This window comes from Thalassospira sp. ABD4_177 (genome assembly GCF_056160125.1).
Map to the genome: position 1 here is coordinate 37936 of NZ_JBSWWO010000002.1, position 25796 is coordinate 63731.

Here is a 25796-nt window from a genome sequence, read left to right on the forward strand (position 1 = left end):
CCATAACAACAGGTGGATTCCGGGTCAGCGCTGCGCTTGCCCGGAATGACGATCTCTATGGTCAAACTGCATTCACATGATAGAGGAATTGCCCGATATCATCACCGCCAAGGTTGCGAGCAGAGTTCGCCTCTATAGCCTTGGATCGACTGAAAATTCTATTTCGGTCGCAGTTTCCACGACCTCGGAAAACAAATTATGGGCAGGGTTGAGCAGATAGTTGTTTTCCTGAGGGATGATGACACTTGGAATGGCGAGTGCGAGGTTTGAGTTGACGTCCAGCCAGACATCACCGATTTCTGCGGTCGAGGATGGTGCCGGTTCGGCGCGCCAGTCCGAAGGCAAATGATCTTTTGCCAGTGTTTCGATGCCGTCGCCTGGAAGGCGCACCTCGAACATCGCATAGCTTTGCAGAAGGCGATAATCGTTCAAATGCACCATGATTTCGAGCAACGCCAATGATTGGGATGCCGCGAGATAAATGGCCGATTTTCCCCGACTGTTCCAACGCCCGCCATAACGACGGGCCCCTTCGCCGTCGAATGCCGAGGCTTTCCATTTCTGTTTGACCAGACGAAAGCCCGAAACAGAGCTCATGCAAAGACGCCGTGCTCAAGGCGACCGATCAGGTCAAGCACGGCTTCGGTTCCGGCAGATGTGGCAACCATTTCGGCAGGACGTGCGCCGCCCAATCCCTGCACAGGGGATAACAGCCATTTGCGTGCTTGCTGCTGGTCACCTTCAAACAGATCGGTTGCCGCCTTAAGAACCTCGGCGAAGCGATACAGACGGTCACTTTCTTCAAGCTTGAATTGACCTTGCTTGGCCCGGCGCTGCAAGGTTGCCATTGGAATGACGACGTATTTTGCCAATTCCTTGCGATCCAACCCGGCAGCAGAGGCAAGCTTGCCATAGGTCGCATAGGGAATGCCCTGCTTCAAGACGTCATGCAGTTCCGGCCCGCGCGGCGGTATGCCGACGGCTTTCCAAAATCCCGATCCAGTCGCGGCATCAGGTTTGGGTTGCGCAAGAGCTGAGGACATGAGAGCCTCCAATCAAATCAAATGATACCTTCTTTATATATCACATGAGCATCACAGTACAAGTCAGCGACGATATTCCACCACAGAACGCAGAAAGAGCCCGCCATGATCCGTCACATCGTTCTGACCAAATTCAAGGCCGGGGCCACCAAGGCCGAAATCGACAGCCTGTTTGCCAAGCTGGCGGACCTTCGAAACCACCTCCCCGGCATGCGCGGGTTTGATGGCGGCGTGTCGGTCAGCCCGGAGGGGCTTGAACAAGGCTTCCGGCACGGATTTTCAATTGATTTTGACGATGCGGCGGCACGGGATGCCTATCTGGAACATCCAGAGCATAAGGCCTTGGGTGGGCAGTTGGTTGGGCTGCTTGAGGGTGGCATGGCCGGATTGGTGGTGTTTGATCTGGTTGTCGAAAAACCTTCGTAACTTTACAGGAGGCAAGCATGACAAAGGCATCTGTTTTGCAAAACGGCAAGATGCAGGCTGTCCATCTGCCAGATGATGTTGCGTTGCCTAAAGGCACGAAAACGGTCGAGGTGATTTCGGTTGGTGTGGCGCGTGTGATTGCGCCAAGTGACCATTTGTGGGACACGTTTTTTGACGGTCCTGCGGTCAGTGATGATTTTATGGAAGATCGCAACCAGCCCCAAACTCCAAAGCGCCTAGTTTGAAGACAACACCGCACTCAGTCACGGCTTTATCCTCTTCATCACCAACACCGCGATTTTGAGCGGCTGGATGGGCTGCGTTTGGAGAATTGGGTTTAAGGAGCCCTTCAAAGTGCATTTTTTTGTCGTCAGCGCTTCGTCGTATGCTTGGATTAAAATAAACGAGCGCAAACGATGAGCGTACGCCCATAGTATAATCGCTCAGTTGACCTCCCCCATACGAAAAAAGAACAAACTATACCGTTTACCACCTCAGGTTTTAAACCTATAAACCTAAAGTAAGAGATTACTCTTCGCGCATCGCTGTTAAGCGTCAAAAAACAGGTACTCTTATGAGAAAATTTATAAACCGGACCAAACCCAGCAGCTTTGCATTTGTAATTCCATTAGGAATACTCGCACTGCAGGGCTGCAATTATTCCACGCAAAGCCGCTACAACTACTCCGAAGTGGGACAAATCCAAGTTGTAAGATTCGGCACAGTCATATCCGTTCGAGATATTGAAATCACAGCAGACAATTCTTTGGCCGGGGGTATTGCCGGAGGCGCAGGCGGTGCTGCAGCTGGCGCGCAAGTTGGTAGTGGCTCGGGAAGTATTGCAGGCGCTGTGGGGGGAGCAGTTGCTGGCGCATTAGTTGGCTCTGCACTGGAACAGGCTATTCGCAATCGAGGTGGCGTAGAATACACCGTCGTGCTTGAAAATGGCAAAGTGCTGACGATCGCACAAAACGTTAGCGAAAAAGATGTGATTTTTGAAACCGATGACCGCGTTATCGTTCAAATAAATGGTTCTTATCAGCGTGTCTTACCGGCAAACAATCTTCCGACATCAATAAAGAAACCAAAGGGGATCACTCTTGAAAGCGATTAGAACGTTACTTGTAATTTATGCTGGGATTTTGCTGTCTGGATGCGCCCTGACAGTCGACGAAATCGATGTTCCCTATCAGGGGAAAGCTAACATTGCCGTCGTTGAAGGTGCTGATCAGATTAAGGTCTCAGTCACCAACACTGACAATCGCACTGTCTACAAGGACCGCGTAAGTTCAAAGAAAAATGGTTACGGCATGGAAATGGCCGCGATCATAGCAACAAATGACGTATCGGAAACGTTTAGAGATGCCGTAGCTTTCGAATTGGAGAGCGTTGGATTCCAAATTGTTGAAGATGGTGACGCGGACCTCAATGTTGGTTTGGTTCGCTTCTACAATGACTTCAAGATTGGAATGTTTGCCGGTGATGCAGTAGCCGACGGCCTGATAAATATCGTTGTTAAGAACAAGTCTGGTGACCTTATTTTCTCAAAATCCTACGAGGGTGGAGCCATCGAAGCCGACATTCAACTGGCATCAGGCTCAAACGCACGCCTTGCTTTGATCGGTGCCATGGCGGACATCGTTTCAAAAATAGCCAACGACAACGACTTACATCAGTCACTTCTGTCGATCAAAAATAACAAGGAAAATATCCCTACGTCCTAGCACCGGCATTTTAATGCCAGGTACAAAAGCCCCCATATTCGTGGGCCTTTTACTGGCATAGAGCACGAAAGGCAGCACTCATTACGAGTGCTGCCTTTTATTTTTGATACTGCAACCCGAGACTCCCGCCTTCGTGTTGTGTCCCGAGAGATTGGCAAGTGCCTCAAGAGGTGCCTTGTACCCAAGGGATCGCAATCTTGTTCTGTTATAATTGTCGATGAAGGTTTTTATAAAGTCGTTGCGCTCGGCGTGAGTTTCGAAACGATTTCGTCCTGCATTTTTTCCGTTTGCAGGAGCGTTTGAGAGGGCTTCGCCGAGGCGACGGTTGAAGCGCTCGACTTTGCCATTTGTTTGTGGTCGATAGGGCCGCGTCAGCTTGTGCTTGATGCCGTGTGCGGCACAGACTTTGTCGAAAGCATGCTGCCCGGTTCCTTTGGTGCGGGTTGTCCAGTAGGCACCACCAAACCTGTCGGTGAATTCCGAACCGTTATCGGTCAATACGGTGTGAACAGGATAGCTAAAGGCTTCCAGAAAATGCTCGAAGCAGACAGCAATGGTTTCAGCATTTCGTTTCTGAACGATCTCTACATGAACAAAACTTGTCACCCTCTCGATGGCAACAAAAACGTAGGCTGTTTTTCCGCCGATCCGGGTGAGATGCTTGAGGTCGACATGAACATAGCCGAATGCCACAGGCTCGAAAATCTGAGAAGCCTGTTTAGGGACAGCAGGCTTGCCAGAGATACCATGGCGCTTAAGGCAGCGATGCAGAGACGAACGTGAGATATCGGCCCGCACACAGCGACGCATGACCTCCAGAATATCGTCGATGGAGAGGCCTATCAGGGACCGTAATTCAACAGCGATTTCTTCCTCGCAGGCGGTGAAGTGTGTCTGGATGCGCTTTGGCCGATGCGAGAGGTCATGAACATCGGCACGTCCTTTCCATCGCCGGACGGTGGTCTCGCTTACGCCAAGTTCCAGGGCCAGCTCAGCAATGGAAGCACTGCTTGCTTGAATATAGGCTCGTGTCCGCGGTGTTGTGGTGGCATTAGCATGCAGCTTTAAGTCCATGATACAGCCCGCTCCTTGAGATAAGTCATACCTCTCACTACGCCATCACCATACAACCAATCATCCGAAATAAAACACCTGCGCGGGAATGACGGTGTGGGTGGTTGCAGGTTGTGCCGATCTAGTGGACCAAAAAGGGGACAGCCCCCTTTATCCAAGACCCCAAAGGGGGACTGTCCCCTGTTATAGCCGTTAATGCGAAACGGGCGATGACCGGATGAGAACAGGTTCCAATTTGAACTTGACAAACTGCGGACTTTCCGCATATCTATTATATGCATACGGTGATTGAAACCCCGGCTTTTCTGGCCTCGGCAAAGGACGAGCATGTCTCGGACGTCGAGAGGAAAAGCATTGTGGATTTTCTTGCCAGGAACCCCGATGCCGGAGACGTTATCGCGGGCACGGGTGGTGCCAGAAAGGTCCGGATAGCCAAGCAAGGCGGCGGAAAGAGTGGCGGTTATCGCGTGATCACGTTTTTCACAGCCGATGACATACCGGTTTTCCTGTTTGATATATACAGCAAGAGCAATCAGGCGAGCCTTTCCGCATCAGACAAAAATGATCTGCGAAAAATTCTGACCGCCCTGCCATCGGCCTGGCGCAAGATGGTCAGGGAAGAAGCCGAAAAAGCAAGGAAGCGCACATGAGCAAAGCTGGATCAAGAATTCTTCAAGGCGCACGTGAAGCCTTGGCTTTGGCAGAAGGCAAGGCCCCCGCCGATGCGTTCGTTATCCATATCCCCGAAAAAGTGGATGTTAAAAGCATTCGCAAGAAACAGGGCATGACCCAAAAGGCATTTGCCGAAACCTATGGGTTTTCCTATGGCCGCATTCGCGACTGGGAACAGGGCCGGTCGAATATAGACGAGCCATCGCGTGTGCTTCTTAAGGTGATCGAAAAAGAGCCGGAAGCGGTGCGACGAGCGCTTGCGGATGCGTGAGCTGTTGCAAAAAATGCAAAGGTCTTGACGATTTTATGTCCCAAAAGGCAACAGTCCCCTTTTTTCGTTTGCGGGCCGGTCGCGGATGGATTGCGCCCGGGAAATTGGCTTGCGGGCGGGATTTAAGCTTGAAACAATACTTTTAGCTACAATTTATAAATGCAAAACTGTCGACTTACTGCGAGGAACTTGATGGTTCTGTTACGGATTTCGGCATCATTCATGGTGTGCGTCTTTCTGATCTGGTTTACGCTATCTGTATCTGCCCGGCCGGTACTGGCCGATGAACAAGCGCCCGAGCGCGGCACAGCAGCCGAGGCGCAAGCATTGGTCAAAAAGGCTGTCGCCCATATTGACAAGGTCGGCATGTCCCAGGCCTTTCGCGATTTTGCCGATCCCGACGGAGAGTTCCAAGACAGGGACCTGTATATTTTCGTGCAGGATTATAATTGCACATTTCTGGCCCATGGTTTGAACCCGGCACTGGTCGGGCGCAATATCTGGGATCTGCAAAACCCGAATGGACGCTTTGCGTGCAGGGAAATTGTCGAAAAGACAAAAGAACAGGGTGAAGCATGGACAGATTATGTCTTTCAGGACCCTATAAGCGGGCAACTGGCCGAAAAGACCACCTATTCATTCGGGATGGCGGATTTTGTCGTGTCGTCTGGCGCGTACAAATAACCGGGGTCCGGCCTCATTTTGCGGCAGTTACCCGGCATGTAGTTATGGTATGGCGCATGATTTGCGGGCTTTTGGCCGGTATGTTTTTGGTGTACCAAAGCGCACATGCGCAAGATGCCGATATGTTGAACGACACGCGTTGCAGCAAACAAAATCTGCCACATCTTCGCATTGCCTTGCCCGAAACAATCGAAGCGGGACATGGCAAACAGCCGGTTTCGATCTTTAAACGTGAACAAGCCAAACTTGCTTTAATTTTATCAAATGCAGGTTACTGCGTGAATTTTCATATGTTTCCGTGGCTTCGCACGGACAAGCTGATCAAGGCAGGCACGCTTGACGGGTTTATTGCGACCCAGAATATTGGCTGGCACAAACGGGATTACATCATTAGCGCGGCCTTCGCCGAAATTGATATTTACGTCCTGACGGCACCGGACAGGTTTCGGCCAGAAGGGTACAGTTATGACGACCTTGCGGGGTTGAATATTGCAGTGTTGCTTGGCGACAGCCTGGGGTTTGAGCTTTCAGGGCGCGGCATTCCCTATAGCACACTGCCCACCACGGCAAGCCTGACCCGGTTTTTGCAAGCCGGGCGGGTCGATGCAGTGCTGGGGTCCAAAGCCCTGTTTGAAAAAGCCGCCACCGATGCCCTTGATAATGGATTGCTTACGATGAGTTATATCGACACGCGGGAGCTTTATCTTCTGATCTATCGGGAGGTCAAGGGTGCGCAAGTGATGATTGATCACCTTAACCAGTCGCTTTTGCTGGGTGCTGGCGACCGATGACATACCGCAGATGCCGCAAAAAGCACCCTGCTTGAGCAACATCAAAGATTTCCAAAAGTAATCCCGTCAAGATCATTGTATGTGACAATCAGTTGCACCATAAAATGAACAATGGTCATATAATGCAATTGGCACGGCGCGCTTTCTGCCGTTGGACAAGACAAAGACACATACCCCCTGACCGTTTGCGGAGACTGGAATGAAAAACTTGCGTGCTGTGTTGATCGTGCTTGTGGTGATTGTCGCTGCCGCCGGGGGTGGGTATGCCTATTGGCAAGCGCAACAGTCCGAACTTCCCGACTTTATCGCATTGGGCAACGGGCGGATTGAAGCCGAAGAAGTCCGGGTTGCGACCAAATATGCCGGGCGGGTCGAAGAAGTTCTGGTCGAAGAAGGTGATCAGGTCACGCGTGGTCAGGTCCTGGCGCGCATGGATACCGCCGAGCTGATGGCAAATCGTGCGCGCGCTCGTGCCGAGGTTGCCGCGGCCGAACAGGGCATTGCCGAGGCCGAAGCCCAGATCGTACAGCGCGAAAGCGAACTTTCCCTGGCCGAGCAGCAGCTTTCACGCGCCGAAGAGCTTGTCAAAAACAACAACATTTCCCAACAGGAAGTCGATCAGCGTCGTGCTGATCGCGATATTGCCAAGGCGGCGCTCACCGCGGCCAAGGCGCGCCTGACCAGTTCGCGGCTGAATGTCGCCGCCGCGTCGGCCGAGCTTGAAGGCATTGAAGTTCAGATTGATGATTCGGTCCTCAAAGCCCCGCGCGACGGGCGCGTGCAATATCGCCTTGCCGAACCGGGAGAGGTTCTGGCCGGTGGTGGTCCGGTCATCACGATGATCGATCTGACCGATGTTTATATGAATGTGTTCCTGCCGACCCGTCAGGCGGGTCTGGCCTTTGTCGGCAATGAAGCGCGGATCATTCTTGATGCAGCGCCAAGTGTTGTGATCCCGGCCAAGGTATCGTTCGTTGCCGATGATGCGCAATTCACCCCACGCGAGGTCGAAACACGGTCAGAACGCGACAAACTGATGTTCCGGGTCAAAATCCGCATTGATCAGGCCTTGCTGTCCGAACATCTGAGACGGGTAAAAACCGGCCTGCCCGGTGAGGCCTATGTCATGCTGGCGGATCATCATAACTGGCCAGATGAATTCACCCCGAATGTGCCCGATGACGCGACCCTGCGTCAGACCTCGCAATAGAGCGCCCCACCATGGTGGACAACACCGAGCGCAGCAGTGATCAGATCGCCGTAAGGCTTGAAGGCGTCTCGCACCGTTATGGCAAGGTCGCGGCCCTTGATGGCATCAGCCTTGAAATTCCGGTGGGTCAGACGGTTGGCTTTATCGGCCCGGACGGGGTGGGTAAATCAAGTGCGCTTGCCCTGATATCAGGCGCGCGCAAAGTGCAGGATGGCACGGTCGAAACCCTTGGCGGATCGATGGCGGATGCCAAGCACCGCAACGCGATCCTGCCGCGCATTGCCTATATGGCCCAGGGGCTTGGCAAGAACCTTTATATGGATCTGACAGTGCGCGAGAACCTTGCGTTTTTCGGTCGTCTGTTTGGTCAGGGCAAGCATGAGCGCGATGAACGGATTTCACGGCTGGTTGAGGCGACCGGGCTTGATCCCTTTACCGAGCGCCTGGCGGGCAAGCTTTCGGGCGGGATGAAGCAGAAGCTTGGGCTTTGTTGTGCGCTGATCCATGACCCCGATATCCTGATTTTGGATGAACCGACCACGGGTGTCGATCCGTTATCGCGGCAGCAATTCTGGCAACTGATTGATGCGATCCGCCAGACGCAAAATGCGATGACGGTTCTGGTGGCGACGGCCTATATGGATGAGGCCGCCCGCTTTGACCGGTTGATTGCGATGAATGACGGCAAGGTGCTGGCGACCGGGACGGCCGATGAGATTTTGCAACGCACCGGATCGGAAACGCTTGAGGCGGCGTTCATCGCCCTTCTGCCCGAAGAGCAGCGCAAAGACCATCACGAGCTTAACATCCCGGAGCGCACCATTCATGGCGACACGCCAGCGATTGTTGCCGAACACCTGACCAAGAAGTTCGGGGATTTTACCGCCGTTGATGATGTCAGTTTCCGGATTGAGAAAGGCGAGATTTTCGGATTTCTCGGCTCCAACGGATGTGGCAAGACCACGACCATGAAGATGCTGACCGGGCTTTTGAATGCGTCCGAGGGCACCGCCGAGCTGTTTGGCAAGCCGGTTGATGGCACGGATATCGCGCTGCGCAATCGGGTTGGCTATATGAGCCAGGCCTTCTCGCTTTATTCCGAACTGACCGTGATGCAGAACCTTGAGCTGCATGCGCATCTGTTTCACATCCCAAAGGACAAGATCAAACCACGGATCAAGGAGCTTTCCGAGCGGTTCGGGCTTGGCCCCTATCTTGATGACCTGAGTGAACGGCTCCCACTTGGTGTGCGCCAGCGTTTGTCGCTGGCGGTTGCGATCATTCACAGCCCGGAAATCCTTATTCTGGATGAGCCGACATCGGGCGTTGATCCGGTCGCACGTGACGGGTTCTGGGAATTGCTGGTTGAGCTTTCGCGTGATCAGGGCGTGACGATTTTCATCTCCACCCACTTCATGAACGAGGCGGAGCGCTGTGATCGCATCTCGCTGATGCATGCGGGCAAGGTTTTGATCAGTGATACGCCCGATGCGATTACCAAGGGGCGCGGCTGTGAGACGCTGGAAGAAGCGTTTATCAGCCATCTGGAAGAGGCCGACGGTGAGGATGAGCAGTCCACGCCCGCCCCTGCCCCGGAAGATGCGCTAAGTACCGCAAATGGTGCAAATGGTGATCAGGGCAGCTGGAAACCGGCGCATGCGTCGCTGTTCAGCTTCCGGCGTTTATGGGCCTATTCGCTGCGTGAAACCATGGAGCTGGTCCGCGATCCGATCCGGTTGATGTTTGCCCTTATTGGCACGGCGATCCTGATGCCGGTCTTTGGTTGGGGCATTACCTTTGATGTCGAAAACCTGACCTATGCGGTTTTGGACCGCGATCAGAGCGCGGAAAGCCGAACCTATACAGAGAACCTGTCGGGCTCGCGTTATTTCGAGGCGCAAGCACCTCTGACCAGTATTGATGATCTTGAGGCCCGGATGTTGTCGGGTGACATCACGCTGGCGATTGAAATTCCGCCGGGTTTCGGGCGCGATGTTGGCCGGGGCGCCAGCCCGGAAATCGGCGCGTTTATTGATGGCTCCATGCCGTTTCGCGCCGAGACCATTCATGGCTATGTCGAAGGCATTCATCAGCGGTATTTAAGCGAGCATCTTAAACGCGATGTTGGAAGTTCCGATACCGGCCAGCCGCTCAGGATTGAAACGCGTTATCGCTATAATCAGGATTTCAAAAGCATCTATGCCATGGTGCCCTCGGTGATTGCGCTGTTGCTGGTGTTTATCCCCGCCGTCCTGATGGCCGTCGGTGTGGTGCGCGAAAAGGAATTGGGATCGATCACCAACCTTTATGTGACGCCGGTATCCAAGCTTGAATTTCTCTGGGGCAAGCAATTGCCCTATGTGGTGCTGGGCCTGATCAACTTCTTTTTGATGAGCGCGATGGCGCTGTTCTGGTTTGAGGTGCCGTTGCTGGGCAATGGGTTGACACTTCTGATCGGGGCGACCCTGTTTGTCACCGCCACCACCGGCCTCGGGCTTTTGATTTCGTCCTTTACCAACACCCAGATCGCCGCCCTGTTTGGCACGGCGATCGCGACCATGGTGCCGTCTGTGATGTTTTCGGGGATGATGCAACCGGTTTCCTCACTCGAAGGCGTCTCGGCGCTGATGTCAAAGGCCATTCCGACATCGCATTTCATGTCGATCAGTGTCGGCACCTTCACCAAGGCGCTTGGCTTTGCGGAGCTTTATCCCGAACTGATCAGCCTTCTGATCTTCTTCCCGGCATTGACCGTGCTTTCGATGCTGCTTTTGAAAAAGCAGGAGGTGTAAGGACATGCTTGGCAGACGGATCAGTAATATCTATCGCCTTGGCATCAAGGAACTTTTCAGCCTCAGACGCGACATGGTGCTGATTGCACTTATTGTCTGGGCGTTTTCCTTTGCGATTTATAACTCGGCCACCGGCTTTTCCCATGACTTGCGGCGCGGCTCGATCGCGATTGCCGATCAGGATGGCTCCGCCCTGTCGCTTCGGATTTCGGACGCGTTTCTGCCGCCGTATTTTCAGGAGCCGGTGCGCATTAACGAGCGCGATATTGATGCGGCGATGAATAGCGGTGAATTTACCTTTGTCCTGGTGATCCCGCCACAATTTGAGGCCGATGTGGTGTCCGGTCGCGATCCGGAAGTACAGCTTAACATCGATGCCACCGCCATGATGCAGGCCGGCATCGGTCAGGGCTATATCAGTAACATTATCGCGCAGGAGGTCTCAACCTGGCTTGGCGGCAAGTCGGCCTGGGCGGGGCAAAACCAAAGTGAAGCCGCGACCATCATCACGCGCTATGCCTATAACCAGAATGTGCGAAGCGAATGGTTTACCAGCACGATGGAGATCATCAATGCGATTACCATGCTGTCGATCATCCTGTCAGGTGCAGCCCTTATTCGCGAGCGTGAACACGGCACGATCGAGCATTTGCTGGTGATGCCGCTTAATCCCTATGAAATCATGCTGGCGAAGGTCTGGGCCAATGGGCTTGTGATCCTGATGGCCTGCATGCTGTCGATGATTTTTGTCGTCCAGCTGGTGCTTGGCGTGCCGATTGCGGGATCGAAGCTTTTATTCATGGGCGGTGTGGTGATCTATCTGTTCTTTGCCACCGCCCTTGGCATTTTCCTGGCCACCATGACGCGCTCCATGCCGCAATTTGGTTTGCTGTTTATTCTGGTGGTGTTGCCCTTACGCTTGCTTTCGGGGGGCAGCACGCCGCTTGAAAGCATGCCCGAGGAACTTCAGAACATCATGCAGTTCTCCCCCGCGACCCATTTCGTCAAATACGCGCAGGCCATCCTGTTTCGTGGGGCGGGCATAGATGTCGTCTGGCCGGAATTCCTGCTGGTGTTTGCGATCGGGGTCGGTTTCTTTGCCTTCAGTGCCATGCGGTTCAGGAAGAGTATCGCGCAGATGCGGTGAGTTACCTGCGGCAACTGCCCAAGAATTTCGTTGCACCCACAGAATAGCTTACAAGGGAATCATCTTTGTAAAAGGAATTAAGGTTCCCCAACCCATGCGGACAGTTGAGTTTACTAAAAACAACTTCTACTGTTTACTTTTGCGATCTGAGATCTACTACAACGAAGGTACCCCATGCACCCTGCTTTGGCTCATCTCGCTGAAGAGGAAATTAGTGAACTGATTTCTCTCTATTATAATAGCGACAAGAAGGTGTCCGAACTTATCCAGTTATACAAACTGCAAATTACGCCAAGTCAATTTGTATCGGTGCTGCCAAAGATAGTTCACAGCGACCTCGTCTGTGCGTTCTGTGACGAAGTTCCAATGGAAAGCAAACGCAAGAGTCGCAATTCATATGGAATCTCCAATGATTTACCTAGATGCCCCAAATGTGGCCATACGACTTCGGAATTTTGTAGTTGCTCAAACTGTCTAGAGGTCCAGCGGATCGTTCGTGATGTCAATGAGCGCAAGATGAGAGAAGCACTTTGGAACACATGCGATAAACAGCTGTCAGTCGTTCCAGAAGTCGACACCCTCTCTCTAAGAACTGCAGTCCTTATTCTAGCTTTAGAACGACACGCGGTCACAGAGAACTTTGAAGAGGCGCTGCCTTTTAAAACAATTAATCCGCCGTTGGCTCCCACATTCGAATATGCCATGGAGGGGTTGAGGCACCTAAATGCAAAGAACCTTATTGAGATAAACCCCAACAGCCCTCTTGATGCGTTCGAATTCTCCGAAGATTTGTCTGAAATGACTGCGTATTGGCCGAAGAAGGTAACTTGGGCATTTTTGCCAGGCATTCATCCCGACCACAAATCCACACTCATAAACCAACTAAAAAAGACCGCAGAAGACATCAACCTTTGGCCTGAACAATGGCGAGCGGACCGAGTTCTCCTTTGGCGCGAGATAGCCAAACACGAGTGCTACGAGTATTTTGGTTACTTACTACTTCAAAGAGATTTCAAAGAGCCCGTAATCGGAAAAAAAACTGAAGCTACATTTGAAAATCTGCTCGATGATTTTTCGACTTCACAAATCTTCAATATCACTTGGCAGGCAGTAAAGAACACCATTGACTACATGGTTAGAGACAAAGTCCCCAGATATATAATCCAAAATAGTTTCATCGGCAGCATTGCAGGAAGAGCAGCAAAGGCAAAGTCTGAGGGCTGGCAAATCCGACACTCAAGACGCGATTTTAACTGCCCACAATCCGCGATAAGTTCGACTTACTACGATGTATTTCTAGGTCTAGGTGAAATTGCATTTAATCACTTCCCTACAGATTAGGGATGCGAAAAGAGAATACACAAAACCCCGCGCGGGAACCCGGCGGGGTGGGAATGGTGGGCCTAACAAGACTCGAACTTGTGACCTCTCGCATGTCAAGCGAACGCTCTAACCAACTGAGCTATAGGCCCCTATGGGTGGGAAAGATGGTGGGCCTAACAAGACTCGAACTTGTGACCTCTCGCATGTCAAGCGAACGCTCTAACCAACTGAGCTATAGGCCCGCAAATCCATCTTTCAAAAGACCAGGGCTTCGTAACCGAAAACCATGATCTGTGCCGTTTGCGTCGGCGAGGCGGTATTTAGCCCAAGGCGGACCTTGGCGCAACCCCAGAAATGGTTTTTTGACAAAAAATGTTCATCAATTCCGTGGCAATTCCCATATGCTAGAGGCTGGAACCTTTTTCATATGGGCTGGAACGTGCTGCGGGCATGGGGCCTGCAAAACAGTTTGCCGATCGACAACAAAATCGGTGCAATCCATATGTAAAAAGCTCTAAGGTGCGAATGAATCGCAGGACGCCAGTCAAGGCTGGTGCCGCGTCGTATGGGATGGACTTTACGAAAGACAATGAACCAGTTGCCTTCGGAAATTACCACAACCGGCCCCGCCACCGTTGTCCTGCCGCCCCGGCAAACCCTGCCGGTGGTGTTTGCCTCCCCGCATTCCGGGCGTCAGTATCCGCAAGACCTGATTGAACGGGCGCGGATTGGCGCGTTTGAGCTGCGCGCCTCCGAGGATGCCTTTGTCGATCAGTTGTTCAATGCCGCCCCCAAACTTGGCGCGCCTTTGTTGTGTGCGACATTTCCGCGAGCCTATGTTGATGTGAACCGGGCGGCGATGGAGCTTGATCCGCGCATGTTTGACGGCGACCTGCCCGAGGATGACGACATCAATTCGATGCGCGCCCTTTCGGGGCTTGGATCGGTACCGCGTGTGGTCAGTGGCGGGGTCGAGATTTACAAGACCCGCCTGCCCGCCGAAGAAGCGCTTTCACGGATTGATACCTATTACCGGCCCTATCACGGTGCTTTGCAGAAGCTGATCGATCAGACGCGGGCCAATTTTGGCTACTGCATTCTGATTGACTGCCATTCGATGCCCGGAGATTCGTGCGACAGCGCAAAAAACCGCGTTGATCTGGTGCTTGGCGATTGCTATGGAAGTTCCTGCCACCCGTCATTGACGCGGTTTGTGGAAGATTGTTTCCGCGATATGGGGTTCTGCCCGTCGCACAATGATCCATATGCCGGGGGTTATTGCACACGCCATTACGGTCGCCCGCAAGAACATGTGCACAGCCTTCAGATCGAGCTTTCGCGCGCGCTTTATATGGATGAAGCAACAATCAGCCCGCATCGTGGATTTGACGTCCTGCGCGACCAGATGACCGATCTGATATGGCGCTTCCATGATCTCGACGGGACCCCGTTCTAATGGCCGATACAATTGAGAACAGCGACGTGTTGAGCGACCTGGTCATCCGTGATGCCGAACCCGAAGATTTTGAGCGCATCACCGAGATTTACGGCCACCATGTTTTGCACGGTCTGGCATCGTTTGAGGAACGCGCCCCTGAAATCGCCGAACTGACATCGCGCTGGCAACATGTGCGCGAACGCGGCCTGCCCTATCTGGTGGCTGATGTTGATGGCCGGGTTGAGGGATTTGCCTATGCCGGGGCCTATCGGACGCGGCCGGCCTATCGCTTTACGGTCGAGGACACGATTTACATCGCCCCCGAAGTCGTCGGCAAAGGAGTGGGCAGTGCATTGCTGTCGGAATTGATCAAACGGGTCACCGCCCTTGGCTATCGCCAACTGATCGCGGTGATTGGCGACAGCGCCAATGTTGCATCCATCGGGCTGCATGCACGGCTGGGCTTTCGGGTGGCCGGCACGCTTCAGTCGGCCGGCTTTAAAATGGGCCGCTGGGTCGATAGCGTGATCATGCAGCGCGGTCTGGGCGACGGGGACAGCGATACCCCCGGTAACGACCCAAAGCGCGAGAAATAGGCTTCAAACCGCCCCAAGAAAGAGATTTTCAAAGGCGTTGTCATGACATTATCTGGCAGCGCCTTTTTTGTGTTTGATTGCCAGACTTACCGAAAGTTAATTTGCGGCGCACCATTTCACCAATTCCAAAACACACCATATGCTCAGGGGTTGAACATATGCTTTGCTTTTATGTAATTGGCTGAAATCAGGCAAAAAAGAAGGCCGCCTGTGACAGCGGCCCAAGTCTAGGGAGGAAACGTCCAAGAAACGAGCGACAAGTCGCTCGCCGGAATGCACTGCGTCCTACCGCAGCGCACAAATGGAGATTACTGATTTGCCGGGGAGGACGCAATAGCTTTTTGACTATTTTTTTGTCAAAAATATTACTGCTTCTTTTTTGTGCATTATTTTGAGGCATTGACCGTCAAACGCCCGCAAAATTCACATCTCCCGGTTATTTTTTGACCATCGAAGAAAACGGAATGTTCGAAATGGAGCGGAGAATCGGCGCGAATCCGAACAGATTTGAATCGATTTTAAGCGCCTTTTTCTGCCGGATTCCGGATTTTTTCCCCCGACAGGGCCGATTACCCCATCCCTGCCCGATGCCAAAAGCCGTTCGTTCGTCCTCCATTGGCCCGACGCGCCGGACAATTGCGCAGCCGCAGCCACACGACATGGCACGCGCACACGAGGATGGCGCTCCCCAGTACCGATATGATGAGGTTAGCTTGAGTGAGGAGAGTTCAGACAGGAAGACTGAGGACGCCAGCCGAGATCAGGTGTTAGTTGATGCTTTGATCGACAGAGGGCGCATTGGCCGCCGAGGGGCTTGCCATGGCGCTGACCGTGTTGCGGCGCCCGGAATAGGCCTGTGCTACGTCATCATCGCGGTCCCGGCTTTTTTTGGCGTCATACATGCGCTGATCAGCGAGATCGATCAGGTTGTGGGGCAAGGCAATGGCGTCTTTGACGCGCTCGGACAGACCGACGCTTGCTTTTTGCACCTGCCCGTTTTCAAGCTGCGCCAAACCGGGCGCCATGACACGGTCAAGCACCTCAGCAGCGCACGCGGCATCGAGTTCAGGCAGCAGGACCAGGAATTCCTCCCCACCCCAGCGGACAACAAGATCCGAGCGGCGGAAGCGATGGATCAGGTTTTTGCCGACTTCGCCCAGAATGCGGTCACCATAGTCATGACCATAGCGGTCATTGATCTGCTTGAAATCATCAAGATCGATAAAGGCCACTGTGTAAGGCACGCTTTTACGTTGGGCCCCATCGAAACTGACCCGGATCATTTCCATGCCAAAGGCACGGGTGTAGCACCCGGTCAAAGGATCAATCGCGACTTCGTGGGCGGCGGCAATGGTACGGTAAAGCTGGACCAGGGCGGAAACGAGTGCGAGGGGAAGCAAGAACGCCAAAAGCATCTCAAAAGGCACAAACCCGGTCGCAAGGCCGCTTTGCGCGCCAATCGCCAGCAACACCAGAAACGGCAAGGCCAGTAGCCCCGCCTCGACCAGAGTGATCGGCATGATGGCGATCATCATCACCAATCCGATGAGAAGGAAACTGTGCGTGCTGTGCATCCGATCAGATGCCAACGGATCGTAGGCGGCAAACACACACAGAAGACTAGCCGCAACGATCAGCATCAGCATTGGCAGATACGGGAAATGTCGGCGCCAGCGGGCACTGACCGCACGATTTGTGATCACGGCAAGCGCAACCCCGACCACGAGAAGACGCAAAACAAAGGTCTGCGACGACCACATTTCAGAGGTAAAAGTCCCATCCCAGAACGGAACGACGAGCATCACAACAAGAACAAAAAGGGCGGCAAAACGGGCGGAGAGTAGAATCGATTCCTTGCGCCGCAGATGCATGAGTTCTGCATGCCGTGGCGTGTAGAGAAAATCCCGATAGCAGCAGTGAAACGTCCTTTGAGACGGGCTGCCATTTTCAAGAGGGCTTGAAACCACGCGAACCGCTCCAACCAGATTTAAGTAGACCAGTTTCGGCCCTTTTTATAGCTGGTCCATGGTTCCTTTAATTGGCCGAAGACACAACTATACATTAGGGTGGCGCGATGTAACATGAGGGTTGGAATGGAGCTGTAAGACAGCAAGAACCCGCTACAAGATATTGATTCGTAAACAAAAAGTTAACACAAAACCCACCACAGATGGCAGCAAAAAAAATTTTGGTCAGGATATTCTACCGCGGGCCGAACCATCCTGCACGTGAGTCCGAATGCCGGAAACTGAAACGGCGCACCGGGTTTACGGTGCGCCGTCAAAATCCACCCCAATCACAGGGTGACTATGCAGTGGTATAGATGCGTACTCGCCCCTATCCCGATCAGCCCCAGAGTTCGCGATCAGGCAGCCCCATGACGCCGTTCTTGAACGTCAGGGCATGATCACGGTCCTTGGCCATCCAGATCGGACCATCGAGATCGACAATGCGCGACATCGCACCGGTAATCATCGCAGGCGCCATGGCAAGAGACGTTCCGACCATGCAGCCGGTCATCAGTTGCATGCCGGCCTTTGATGCGGCCTCTGCCAGTTCGAGCGCGCCGGTCAGACCACCGGTCTTGTCGAGCTTGATGTTGATCATGTCATAGAGATTGGCCAGACGCGGAATGTCGGCCAATGTATGAACAGACTCATCTGCACACAGCAGAACCGGGCAATCAATATCGATCAGCCCATCATCCTGCCCGGCAGGCAGCGGCTGTTCGATCATCTCGACACCCAGACCATCAAGTTCGGCGCCGATATCTTCGAGCAGATCAAGCGACCAGGCTTCGTTGGCATCGACAATGATGCGTGCCTTGGGCGAGCCTTCGCGCACCGCACGGACCGACTCAACAACGTTTTCGCCATTGAGCTTGACCTTGAGCAGCGGCGCATGGGCGATCTTGCGGGCAGCTTCGCGCATATTGTCCGGGGTGTCGATCGACAGCGTTTCAGCCGTAATCAATCCTTCCGGGGCCTTATGCCCGATCAATTCCCACACACGACGGCCCATACGTTTGGCTTCCAGGTCCCAATAGGCACAGTCGACTGCGTTGCGCGCAGCGCCGGCCTTCATGGCGTCCTGAAGTTCCTTGCGGGTCATGCCACGGTCAAGGGCGTCAGCCTGTGCTTCGATGTCGGCAATGACACCTTCGACCGTTTCATTATACCGGGCATAGGGAACGCATTCCCCATACCCGGTATGGGTGCCGTCGCTTAAGCTCACCTTGACCACATGTGCCTCGGTCCGGGCCCCGCGCGAGATTTTGAAAACCTGTGCGAGGGGGAAGACTTCGGAAATCACAGTGAGTTTTGGCAACTTAGATCTCCTGGAGTTTGTCGACCAGCGGGGCAACACCGGTCCGAACCGGGTCAACAGCCGGAAGACCGAATTCGGCTTCGATGTCCGCCAGAAGCTTGGTCGCAGCGGCATCATCAAGCGCCTTGGTGTTGACGGCAAAACCGACAACCTTGCAATTCGGGTTGGTCAGTTTGGCGTGCTGCAGGTTGACTTCAAGGCAAGTCTTGAGATCCGGCAGCTTGTAACCCGGCAGACCGCGCATGTGCGTACGGGTCGGTTCGTGGCAAACCACAAGTGCATCGGGCTGCGAACCATGGATCAGGCCCATGGACACACCAGCAAACGATGCGTGGAACAGGCTGCCCTGCCCTTCCATGACGTCCCAGTGATCGGCGTCATTGGCCGGTGCAATGGTTTCAACAGCGCCCGAGATGAAGTCGGAAATCACGGCATCAACCGAGATACCTTCGCCGGCGATGAAGATACCGGTCTGGCCGGTTGCACGGAAATCGGACTTGATGCCGCGGTTTTTGAATTCCGCGTCGATCGCAAGGGCGGTGTACATTTTACCAACCGAGCAGTCGGTACCGACTGCCAGAACGCGCTTGCCTGAGCGTTTTTCACCGTTACCGACCGGCACTTTTCCGTCGAAGTGACGAACGTCAAACAGGCTGACACCTTTGGCCTTGGCCGCATCAACCAGTTCCGGAATGGTCGAAAGACGGGTGTGCAGACCGTTGGCGATGTCCATGCCGGCATCGATTGCAGCCAGCAGGGTTTCCATCCATGCCGGGCCGATGATGCCGCCACGGTTGGCAACGCCGAGTACCAGGGTTTTAACGCCTGCGGCCTTTGCTTCGGCGATCGACATTTCCGGCAGACCGAGGTCGGCCTTGCAGTCTGGCAGGCTCAGCTGACCGACGCACCATTCCGGGCGCCACTGCTTGATCCCGATAGCGGTTTTTGCAGCCAGTTCGTCCGGCGCGTCACCAAGAAACATAAGATACGGATGTGCGATTTTCATAATACCTCCTTGACCAGCATCCAAACGCTGCTCTTAATATTGTGGCGTGACTATAGCGCAATCTGGTAGGATCGTTCCAGAGATATGAAACGATATCTTCGACGATCACACCGAAACTTCGTCTATAATTCTAAAAAACACGACAATAACGAAATTAAATACAATAGTCTTCGAAGACCAACATCCTTTCTTGTGAATTTGTTCGGGAATGGCCCGAAAAACGCAAGAAAATGCAATTTTGAAGGACTGGCGTGAAAGCGCCCGACTACACATGAGCACCGATCTCAAGACGTGGCTATCCGAGCGAAAAATCGAAGAAGTCGAATGCATTGTACCGGACATGTCCGGCGTTGCCCGCGGCAAGGTTCTTCCGACACAGAAGTTTCTGAAGGGTCTGGAGGCCAAAAGCCTCGCCATCCCCGAAGCAATTTTCTGCCTGACGGTGACCGGCGGCTATCCGGAGGAAACCGATGCCTTCCTTGACCCGGCCGAGAAGGACGTGGCCATGGTGCCCGACCCGGACACCGTGCGCGTTGTTCCCTGGTACGAGGAGCCAACGGCCCAGATCATCTGCGACTGTTTCCATTTTTCTGGCGAAGAAGTTTCAACATCCCCGCGCGGCGTGCTGAAGCGTGTTCTCAAGGCATTTGAAGAACGCGGCATGAAGCCCGTGATTGCGCCGGAACTTGAATTTTATCTGGTGGCAAAGAACACCGACCCTGACAACCCGCTGGAGCCGCCGATTGGCCGTTCGGGCCGTCCGGAACGGGCATCGAACGCCTTTGGCATTGATGCGATCAACGAGTTCGATCCGCTGATCGAGGACCTGTATGACTATTGCGAGGCCATGAATATCGATGCCGATACCATGAGCCACGAATCGGGTCCGGCCCAGCTTGAAATGAACTTCAATCATGGCGACCCGCTGGAACTGGCCGATCAGGCCTTCCTGTTCAAACGCACGCTGCGTGAAACCGCACTCAAGCACGGTGTCTATGGTACGTTCATGGCCAAGCCGATGGGCAACCTTCCGGGCAGCTCGATGCATATTCATCAGAGCCTGCTCGACCTCAAGACCGGCAAGAACCTGTTTGCCGATGCGGACGGGGAAAACTCCAAACTGTTCCTGAACTATATCGGTGGTCTGCAGCGTTATCTGCCGGCCGCCATGCCGCTTCTGGCACCGAACATGAACAGTTATCGCCGTCTGCAGCCATGGTCGGATGCGCCGATCAACATGCACTGGTCGCTTGACAACCGAACGGTCGGCCTGCGTCAGCCAAACGGCCCGCCCGCAGCACGCCGGGTTGAAAACCGCCTGCCGGGAGCGGATGCCAACCCGTATCTGGCGGTTGCGGCGTCCCTTGCCTGTGGTCTTTTGGGGATTCTGGAAGAAGTCGACGCCACCGCCCCGATTGAAGGATCGGGTTATGACCGTGCGCATTCCCTGCCCCGCCACATCCACGAGGCACTTGCGAAATTCCATCGTTGCAAGCCGCTCAAGGAACTTCTGGGCGAGGAATTTGCCGCCGCCGTCATCGCGGTAAAGGAAGCCGAATGGGATGCCTATCAGACCGTCATCAGCGCGTGGGAGCGTGAGCACCTGCTGCTGAACGTGTAAGACTCCGATTTGGAATTTTGCGCCGGGTATTGTCGCCCGGCGCAAGAATGTTGCATGTTAAATGCACAAATTTCTACTTGATGCGAAAAATGCACATTTTTCCATCTTGTATTTGACAATATCCTGAAGCATTCGAAGGATATCAGGATCGTCCCCGGGCTCCGGGGGAAGAAAACAACGGAGCCACCAAACATTCAAACGCTGCCACATGGGAGGCTCAGCGAAATGAAATCTCTTCTTAAAACATCAAGCCTTGCTGTGCTTGCAACTGCCATTGCCGGTTTTGCAACCAGCGCATCGGCACAGGAAGTTCTCAACATCTATAACTGGTCGGATTATATCGGCGAGGAAACGGTTGCGAACTTCGAAAAGGAATTCGGCGTCAAGGTCAACTATGACGTTTATGACAGCAACCAGCTTGTCGAAGCCAAGCTTCTGGCGGGCAATTCCGGCTATGACATTGTGGTTCCGACCCTTGCCGATGCCGAACGCCTGATCAAGGCAAAGCTGTTCCAGCCGATCGACAAATCCAAACTGTCGAACTATGGCAACCTTGATCCGATCATTCTTGAGCAGCAGGCCAAGTATGATCCGGAAAACACCTATGCGGTGCCGTATTTCTGGGGCACCAACGGCTTTGGCTATAACGTTGCCAAGATCAAGGAAGTTCTGGGTGACGACGCACCGGTCGATAGCTGGGCGATGATCTTTGATCCGGAATATGCCGAAAAGCTGTCGTCTTGCGGCCTGTCGCTTCTGGATGATCCGGGCGAGATTGTTCCGCTTGTGAACTTCTATCTCGGCAATGTGCCGGACGGCGAGCCGACCAAGGAATCGATCGAAAGCGCCTTTGCGCAGCTTGAGAAGATCCGCCCGCATGTGACCTATTTCCATAGCTCGCAATACATCAATGACCTTGCAAACGGAAATACCTGCATTTCTGTTGGCTGGTCGGGCGATGTCGGCATGGCTGCCCTTCGCGCAGAAGAAGCCGGCAACGGCAACGAGATCAAGTATGTCATTCCGAAGGAAGGTACCCTGATCTGGTTTGATGCGATGATGATCCCGGAAGACGCACCGAACCCGGAACTGGCACACAAGTTCATCGACTATGTGCTGCGTCCCGACGTCGAAGCTGAAATCGCAAACTATGTTGCTTATGCGACCCCGAACCTTGCTGCGATGGAACTGGTAGACCCGTCCCTTCTGGAAGACGAGGGAATCTACCCGCCGCAGGAAGTCAAGGAACGCCTGAAGTCCAAAGTTGAGCCGGGCGGTCGCCTTCTGCGGACCCGTACCCGCATGTGGACGAAGCTTAAAACCGGTCAGTAAGCAATCCTAACGGATTGTGATCCCTGATCTTTGCGAAGGGCGCGACATGGTTCGCGCCCTTTTGCTTTTGCTACTCGCGTCTGCCCGCCAGTGACTCGCGCGCAACAGCGTCGAACGGGTGCATATGACACCATTTCGGCACCCGCGAATCCATGTCAGATTGCACATTTTCTGAACACCACATGCCGTTTTCCTGCCAATTTAGGCATCAAATGGCGATTGTTGTTCAAAATATCGCACACCCCTCTTTACAGATTGCAGAATTGCTTCATCCTGCTATCAGGAAGAACCGACCTTTTCAGCAAAGTCGCAACATTCCAAGATTGCGCACAAGGTCATCAGGGGCTGACGTCTGATTTAATCGGTTCATCTTGACATTGAACAAGGGGAGAATGCTGGTGTCAGAGGCGGTTTTGGAGCATGTGCACGAGGATGTGCACAAGACGCAACCTTGGAACAATCCGGACGCGGTTCCCTATATCCGCTTTGAGAATGTGACCAAGAAATTCGGCGACTTCTATGCCGTCGACGATGTTTCCCTTGATATTTACCGCCATGAATTGTTTGCCCTTCTGGGCGGATCGGGCTGCGGCAAAACGACACTTTTGCGCATGCTGGCCGGGTTCGAGGAACCGACATCGGGCAAAATTTATATCGATGGCGTCGATATGGCCGGCGTTCCGGCCTATGAGCGCCCGACCAACATGATGTTCCAGTCCTATGCCCTGTTCCCGCATATGAGCGTCGAGCAGAATGTCGCATTCGGCCTTGTGCAGGATGGTGTATCGCGCAGCGAGACCAAGGAACTGGTGGCCGAGATGCTCGGCCTTGTGCAGATGAGCAAATTTGCCAAGCGCAAACCCCATCAGCTTTCCGGTGGTCAGCGCCAGCGTGTTGCGCTTGCACGGTCGCTGGTCAAACGGCCAAAGGTGTTGTTGCTTGATGAGCCGCTGGGCGCGCTGGATAAGAAATTGCGCGAACAGACCCAGTTCGAGCTGGTCAATATTCAGGAAAAGGTCGGCACCACCTTTGTCATGGTGACCCATGACCAGGAAGAAGCCATGACCATGGCATCGCGCATTGCCGTGATGAATGAAGGGGTGATCAACCAGACCGGCACCCCGTTCGAGCTTTATGAATATCCCAACAGCCGCTACACCGCGAACTTCCTTGGTCAGGTCAACCTGCTTGAAGGTGTTCTGATTGATGACGATGAAAAATATGCCGTCATCAAATCCGAAGAAGCCGGATGCGACATCTATATCGATCACGCGGTTCAGGGCCATCAGGGCATGACATTCTGGGCAGCCCTTCGCCCCGAGCGCCTGCGCATTACCAAGGAAGGACCGTCTGAGACCAAATACAATTGTGTGTCAGGCAAGGTTGAAGAGATCGGCTATCTTGGCGGTATTTCGACCTATCACGTGCGCCTTGAGGGCGGTAAACGCATCAAGGTGACCGAGCCGAACTCTACCCGCCAGATCGAGCCCCGCTATACGTGGGAAGACACGGTTTGGGTATCGTGGGAGGCCGGGGCTGCTTCGGTTCTGAACAAATGAGCAGTGACAAGCTTACCCTTAAACAACGTTTTGATCGCTGGATGATCAAACATGGCCGGGTGCTGGTGATCGGCATTCCCTATTTCTGGCTGTTTTTGTTCTTCCTTGTGCCGTTCCTGATCGTTCTCAAGATCAGCTTTTCCATGGCCGAATATGCGCAGCCGCCCTATACGCCGCTGTTTGCCTGGATCGAAGAAGGCATCACGATCACACTGAATTTCGGGAACTATCTGTTCCTTTTATCTGACAGTCTGTATGCCACGGCGTATCTGAACTCGATCCGGATTGCGGCGATTTCAACCATCATAACACTTCTGATCGGCTATCCGATGGCCTATGGCATTGCACGCGCCCAAGGGTCGATGCGCAGTGTGCTTTTGATGCTTGTGATCCTGCCGTTCTGGACCAGCTTTTTGATCCGTGTTTATGCCTGGATCGGCATTCTGGACCGTGAAGGATTGATCAACGCATTCCTGCTGTGGACCGGGATTATTTCCGAGCCACTGATCATGCGCCAGACCGAATTCGCGGTCTATGTCGGGATTGTTTACACCTACCTGCCCTTCATGATCCTGCCGCTTTATTCGACGCTGGAAAAAATGGATGTCAGTCTGGTGGAAGCCGCCCTTGATCTGGGGTGCAAGCCCTGGCAGGCCTTTGCCAAGATCACCTTGCCGCTATCGATGCCGGGCATTCTGGCGGGATCGCTTCTGGTGTTTATTCCAGCCGTTGGCGAGTTCGTCATTCCGGAACTTCTCGGTGGTCCGAACACGCTCATGATCGGTCGAACATTGTGGAACGAGTTCTTTGCCAACCGTGACTGGCCGATTGCATCGGCAGTGGCGATTGCGATGCTGATCTTCCTTGTCGTGCCGATCATGTGGTTCCAGCACATCCAGACCAAGCAGGAGGAAGGCCAGCAATGAGCAACAAACGTTCAACCTTCCTGATTTCGGCGCTGGTATTCGGCTTTGCCTTTTTGTATGTCCCGATCGTGCTTGTCATCATCTATTCCTTTAACGAGGGCAAGCTGGTGACGGTCTGGGCGGGCTTTTCGACCAAGTGGTATGTGTCGCTGTTTTCCAATGACGGCATGATTGATGCCGCGTGGAACAGCCTGCGGATCGGGGTGATGTCCGCGACCCTTGCCCTGGCCCTTGGTACGCCTGCGGGTCTTGTGATGTCACGCTTTGGCCGGTTCAAGGGACGCACCCTGTTTTCAGGGATGATTGCCGCCCCGCTGGTGATGCCGGAAGTCATTACCGGTCTGTCCTTGCTGCTGCTGTTTGTGACACTTGAGCAAATGATTGGCTGGCCTGCGGGCCGTGGCCTTTCGACGATTACGATTGCGCATACGACCTTCTGTGCGGCCTATGTCGCGGTTGTGGTGCAATCGCGCCTGTCGGGCATGGACACCTCGGTCGAGGAAGCGGCAATGGATCTGGGTGCCAAGCCCGCCAAGATTTTCTTTGTCATCACGCTTCCGATGATCCTGCCGGCCTTGCTGGCCGGGTGGTTGCTGTCCTTTACGCTGTCGCTTGATGATCTGGTGATTGCAAGCTTTGTCGCCGGTCCGGGCTCAACCACCCTGCCAATGAAGGTGTTCTCGTCGGTGCGTCTGGGTGTCTCGCCCGAGATCAATGCGCTTGCGACCCTGATCATCTTGGCCGTGTCGGTGATGATCATCATCGCCAGTCTGATGATCCTTAGGTCCGAGCGGATGCGCAGCCGGCCGTCTTCAGGCGTGGATGCCTGATCCC

At 53.8% G+C, this 25796-nt stretch carries 25 protein-coding genes and 2 tRNA genes; 19 read left to right on the forward strand and 8 right to left on the reverse strand.

Going from position 1 to position 25796, the window contains the following annotated elements; all coding sequences use genetic code 11:
• Window positions 1–132 precede the first annotated feature (132 nt).
• Window positions 133–597 (reverse strand): RES family NAD+ phosphorylase, encoded by a 465-nt coding sequence (locus ACXAF0_RS12885; protein WP_475346280.1) that lies wholly within the window; start codon window positions 595–597, stop codon window positions 133–135.
• Window positions 594–1043 carry a type II RES/Xre toxin-antitoxin system antitoxin gene (gene parS, locus ACXAF0_RS12890; RefSeq protein ID WP_475346281.1) on the reverse strand — a complete coding sequence of 150 codons (450 nt, stop codon included), beginning with the start codon at window positions 1041–1043 and terminating at the stop codon, window positions 594–596. The genes ACXAF0_RS12885 and parS overlap by 4 nt, the downstream gene beginning before the upstream one ends.
• A 105-nt stretch (window positions 1044–1148) precedes the next feature.
• Between parS and ACXAF0_RS12895 the strand changes: the two genes are divergently transcribed.
• From ACXAF0_RS12895 to ACXAF0_RS12910, 4 genes are all read left to right on the forward strand, one after another.
• Complete coding sequence (locus ACXAF0_RS12895) at window positions 1149–1469, forward strand: Dabb family protein (RefSeq protein ID WP_475346282.1); 321 nt, start codon at window positions 1149–1151, stop codon at window positions 1467–1469.
• 17 nt (window positions 1470–1486) lie between these two features.
• Window positions 1487–1714 carry a type II toxin-antitoxin system VapB family antitoxin gene (vapB, locus tag ACXAF0_RS12900; protein ID WP_475346283.1) on the forward strand — a complete coding sequence of 76 codons (228 nt, stop codon included), beginning with the start codon at window positions 1487–1489 and terminating at the stop codon, window positions 1712–1714.
• A gap of 329 nt (window positions 1715–2043) precedes the next feature.
• Window positions 2044–2583 carry an outer membrane lipoprotein gene (locus tag ACXAF0_RS12905; RefSeq protein ID WP_475346284.1) on the forward strand — a complete coding sequence of 180 codons (540 nt, stop codon included), beginning with the start codon at window positions 2044–2046 and terminating at the stop codon, window positions 2581–2583.
• Window positions 2570–3193 carry a YajG family lipoprotein gene (locus ACXAF0_RS12910; protein WP_475346285.1) on the forward strand — a complete coding sequence of 208 codons (624 nt, stop codon included), beginning with the start codon at window positions 2570–2572 and terminating at the stop codon, window positions 3191–3193. The genes ACXAF0_RS12905 and ACXAF0_RS12910 overlap by 14 nt, the downstream gene beginning before the upstream one ends.
• A gap of 81 nt (window positions 3194–3274) precedes the next feature.
• Here the strand turns inward: ACXAF0_RS12910 and ACXAF0_RS12915 are convergent, their stop codons facing one another.
• Window positions 3275–4267: a DDE-type integrase/transposase/recombinase gene (locus ACXAF0_RS12915; RefSeq protein ID WP_475346286.1), complete on the reverse strand. Its 993-nt coding sequence runs from the start codon at window positions 4265–4267 to the stop codon at window positions 3275–3277.
• A gap of 275 nt (window positions 4268–4542) precedes the next feature.
• Here ACXAF0_RS12915 and ACXAF0_RS12920 point away from each other — a divergent pair, with 275 nt between their 5' ends.
• The 8 genes from ACXAF0_RS12920 (at window position 4543) to ACXAF0_RS12955 (ending at window position 13175) form a co-directional block, all read left to right on the forward strand.
• The gene (locus ACXAF0_RS12920; protein WP_475346287.1) at window positions 4543–4917 is read left to right on the forward strand and encodes a type II toxin-antitoxin system RelE/ParE family toxin; all 375 of its coding nucleotides are present in this window, start codon (window positions 4543–4545) and stop codon (window positions 4915–4917) included.
• Window positions 4914–5210, forward strand: a complete 297-nt coding sequence (locus tag ACXAF0_RS12925; protein WP_475346288.1) for a helix-turn-helix domain-containing protein — start codon at window positions 4914–4916, stop codon at window positions 5208–5210. The genes ACXAF0_RS12920 and ACXAF0_RS12925 overlap by 4 nt, the downstream gene beginning before the upstream one ends.
• A 192-nt stretch (window positions 5211–5402) precedes the next feature.
• Window positions 5403–5894 carry a cache domain-containing protein gene (locus ACXAF0_RS12930; RefSeq protein WP_475346289.1) on the forward strand — a complete coding sequence of 164 codons (492 nt, stop codon included), beginning with the start codon at window positions 5403–5405 and terminating at the stop codon, window positions 5892–5894.
• 290 nt (window positions 5895–6184) lie between these two features.
• Window positions 6185–6685 (forward strand): hypothetical protein, encoded by a 501-nt coding sequence (locus tag ACXAF0_RS12935; protein ID WP_475346290.1) that lies wholly within the window; start codon window positions 6185–6187, stop codon window positions 6683–6685.
• A 199-nt stretch (window positions 6686–6884) separates the two neighbouring features.
• Entirely contained in the window at window positions 6885–7895 is a 1011-nt protein-coding gene (locus ACXAF0_RS12940; protein WP_475346291.1) for an HlyD family secretion protein, read from the forward strand.
• An 11-nt stretch (window positions 7896–7906) separates the two neighbouring features.
• Window positions 7907–10687, forward strand: a complete 2781-nt coding sequence (gene rbbA / locus ACXAF0_RS12945; protein ID WP_475346292.1) for a ribosome-associated ATPase/putative transporter RbbA — start codon at window positions 7907–7909, stop codon at window positions 10685–10687.
• A 4-nt stretch (window positions 10688–10691) separates the two neighbouring features.
• Window positions 10692–11834, forward strand: a complete 1143-nt coding sequence (locus tag ACXAF0_RS12950) for an ABC transporter permease (RefSeq protein ID WP_475346293.1) — start codon at window positions 10692–10694, stop codon at window positions 11832–11834.
• 516 nt (window positions 11835–12350) lie between these two features.
• Window positions 12351–13175: a hypothetical protein gene (locus ACXAF0_RS12955; RefSeq protein ID WP_475346294.1), complete on the forward strand. Its 825-nt coding sequence runs from the start codon at window positions 12351–12353 to the stop codon at window positions 13173–13175.
• A gap of 54 nt (window positions 13176–13229) precedes the next feature.
• On the opposite strand, the gene ACXAF0_RS12960 is transcribed toward ACXAF0_RS12955, so the two are convergent.
• Both ACXAF0_RS12960 and ACXAF0_RS12965 read right to left on the reverse strand, forming a co-directional pair.
• Window positions 13230–13306, reverse strand: a tRNA-Val gene (locus ACXAF0_RS12960).
• Window positions 13307–13322: 16 nt separating this feature from the next.
• Window positions 13323–13399: transfer RNA gene (locus ACXAF0_RS12965), tRNA-Val, on the reverse strand.
• 347 nt (window positions 13400–13746) lie between these two features.
• Here ACXAF0_RS12965 and ACXAF0_RS12970 point away from each other — a divergent pair.
• Together ACXAF0_RS12970 and ACXAF0_RS12975 are read left to right on the forward strand one after the other, a co-directional pair.
• Window positions 13747–14613 carry an N-formylglutamate amidohydrolase gene (locus tag ACXAF0_RS12970; protein ID WP_475346295.1) on the forward strand — a complete coding sequence of 289 codons (867 nt, stop codon included), beginning with the start codon at window positions 13747–13749 and terminating at the stop codon, window positions 14611–14613.
• Window positions 14613–15191 carry an N-acetyltransferase family protein gene (locus ACXAF0_RS12975; protein WP_475346296.1) on the forward strand — a complete coding sequence of 193 codons (579 nt, stop codon included), beginning with the start codon at window positions 14613–14615 and terminating at the stop codon, window positions 15189–15191. The genes ACXAF0_RS12970 and ACXAF0_RS12975 overlap by 1 nt, the downstream gene beginning before the upstream one ends.
• A gap of 767 nt (window positions 15192–15958) precedes the next feature.
• On the opposite strand, the gene ACXAF0_RS12980 is transcribed toward ACXAF0_RS12975, so the two are convergent.
• The 3 genes from ACXAF0_RS12980 to dgcN all read right to left on the reverse strand — a co-directional run bounded on the left by ACXAF0_RS12980 (window position 15959) and on the right by dgcN (window position 19524).
• Window positions 15959–17062: a GGDEF domain-containing protein gene (locus ACXAF0_RS12980; RefSeq protein ID WP_475346297.1), complete on the reverse strand. Its 1104-nt coding sequence runs from the start codon at window positions 17060–17062 to the stop codon at window positions 15959–15961.
• A 475-nt stretch (window positions 17063–17537) separates the two neighbouring features.
• Window positions 17538–18518 carry an N-acetyl-D-Glu racemase DgcA gene (gene dgcA, locus ACXAF0_RS12985; RefSeq protein WP_475346298.1) on the reverse strand — a complete coding sequence of 327 codons (981 nt, stop codon included), beginning with the start codon at window positions 18516–18518 and terminating at the stop codon, window positions 17538–17540.
• Between the two features lies 1 nt (window position 18519).
• Window positions 18520–19524 carry an N-acetyltransferase DgcN gene (gene dgcN / locus ACXAF0_RS12990; RefSeq protein ID WP_475346299.1) on the reverse strand — a complete coding sequence of 335 codons (1005 nt, stop codon included), beginning with the start codon at window positions 19522–19524 and terminating at the stop codon, window positions 18520–18522.
• A gap of 271 nt (window positions 19525–19795) precedes the next feature.
• Here dgcN and ACXAF0_RS12995 point away from each other — a divergent pair, with 271 nt between their 5' ends.
• The 5 genes from ACXAF0_RS12995 (at window position 19796) to ACXAF0_RS13015 (ending at window position 25792) form a co-directional block, all read left to right on the forward strand.
• A complete protein-coding gene (locus tag ACXAF0_RS12995) occupies window positions 19796–21145 on the forward strand; it encodes a glutamine synthetase family protein (protein ID WP_475346300.1) in 1350 nt (449 codons plus the stop codon).
• A 225-nt stretch (window positions 21146–21370) separates the two neighbouring features.
• Window positions 21371–22477 (forward strand): polyamine ABC transporter substrate-binding protein, encoded by a 1107-nt coding sequence (locus tag ACXAF0_RS13000; protein ID WP_475346301.1) that lies wholly within the window; start codon window positions 21371–21373, stop codon window positions 22475–22477.
• A gap of 392 nt (window positions 22478–22869) precedes the next feature.
• A complete protein-coding gene (locus ACXAF0_RS13005; protein WP_475346302.1) occupies window positions 22870–24036 on the forward strand; it encodes an ABC transporter ATP-binding protein in 1167 nt (388 codons plus the stop codon).
• Window positions 24033–24962: an ABC transporter permease subunit gene (locus tag ACXAF0_RS13010; protein WP_475346303.1), complete on the forward strand. Its 930-nt coding sequence runs from the start codon at window positions 24033–24035 to the stop codon at window positions 24960–24962. Before ACXAF0_RS13005 ends, ACXAF0_RS13010 begins: the two co-directional genes overlap by 4 nt.
• Window positions 24959–25792 (forward strand): ABC transporter permease subunit, encoded by an 834-nt coding sequence (locus ACXAF0_RS13015; RefSeq protein WP_475346304.1) that lies wholly within the window; start codon window positions 24959–24961, stop codon window positions 25790–25792. Before ACXAF0_RS13010 ends, ACXAF0_RS13015 begins: the two co-directional genes overlap by 4 nt.
• The last annotated feature ends 4 nt before the right edge of the window (window positions 25793–25796 follow it).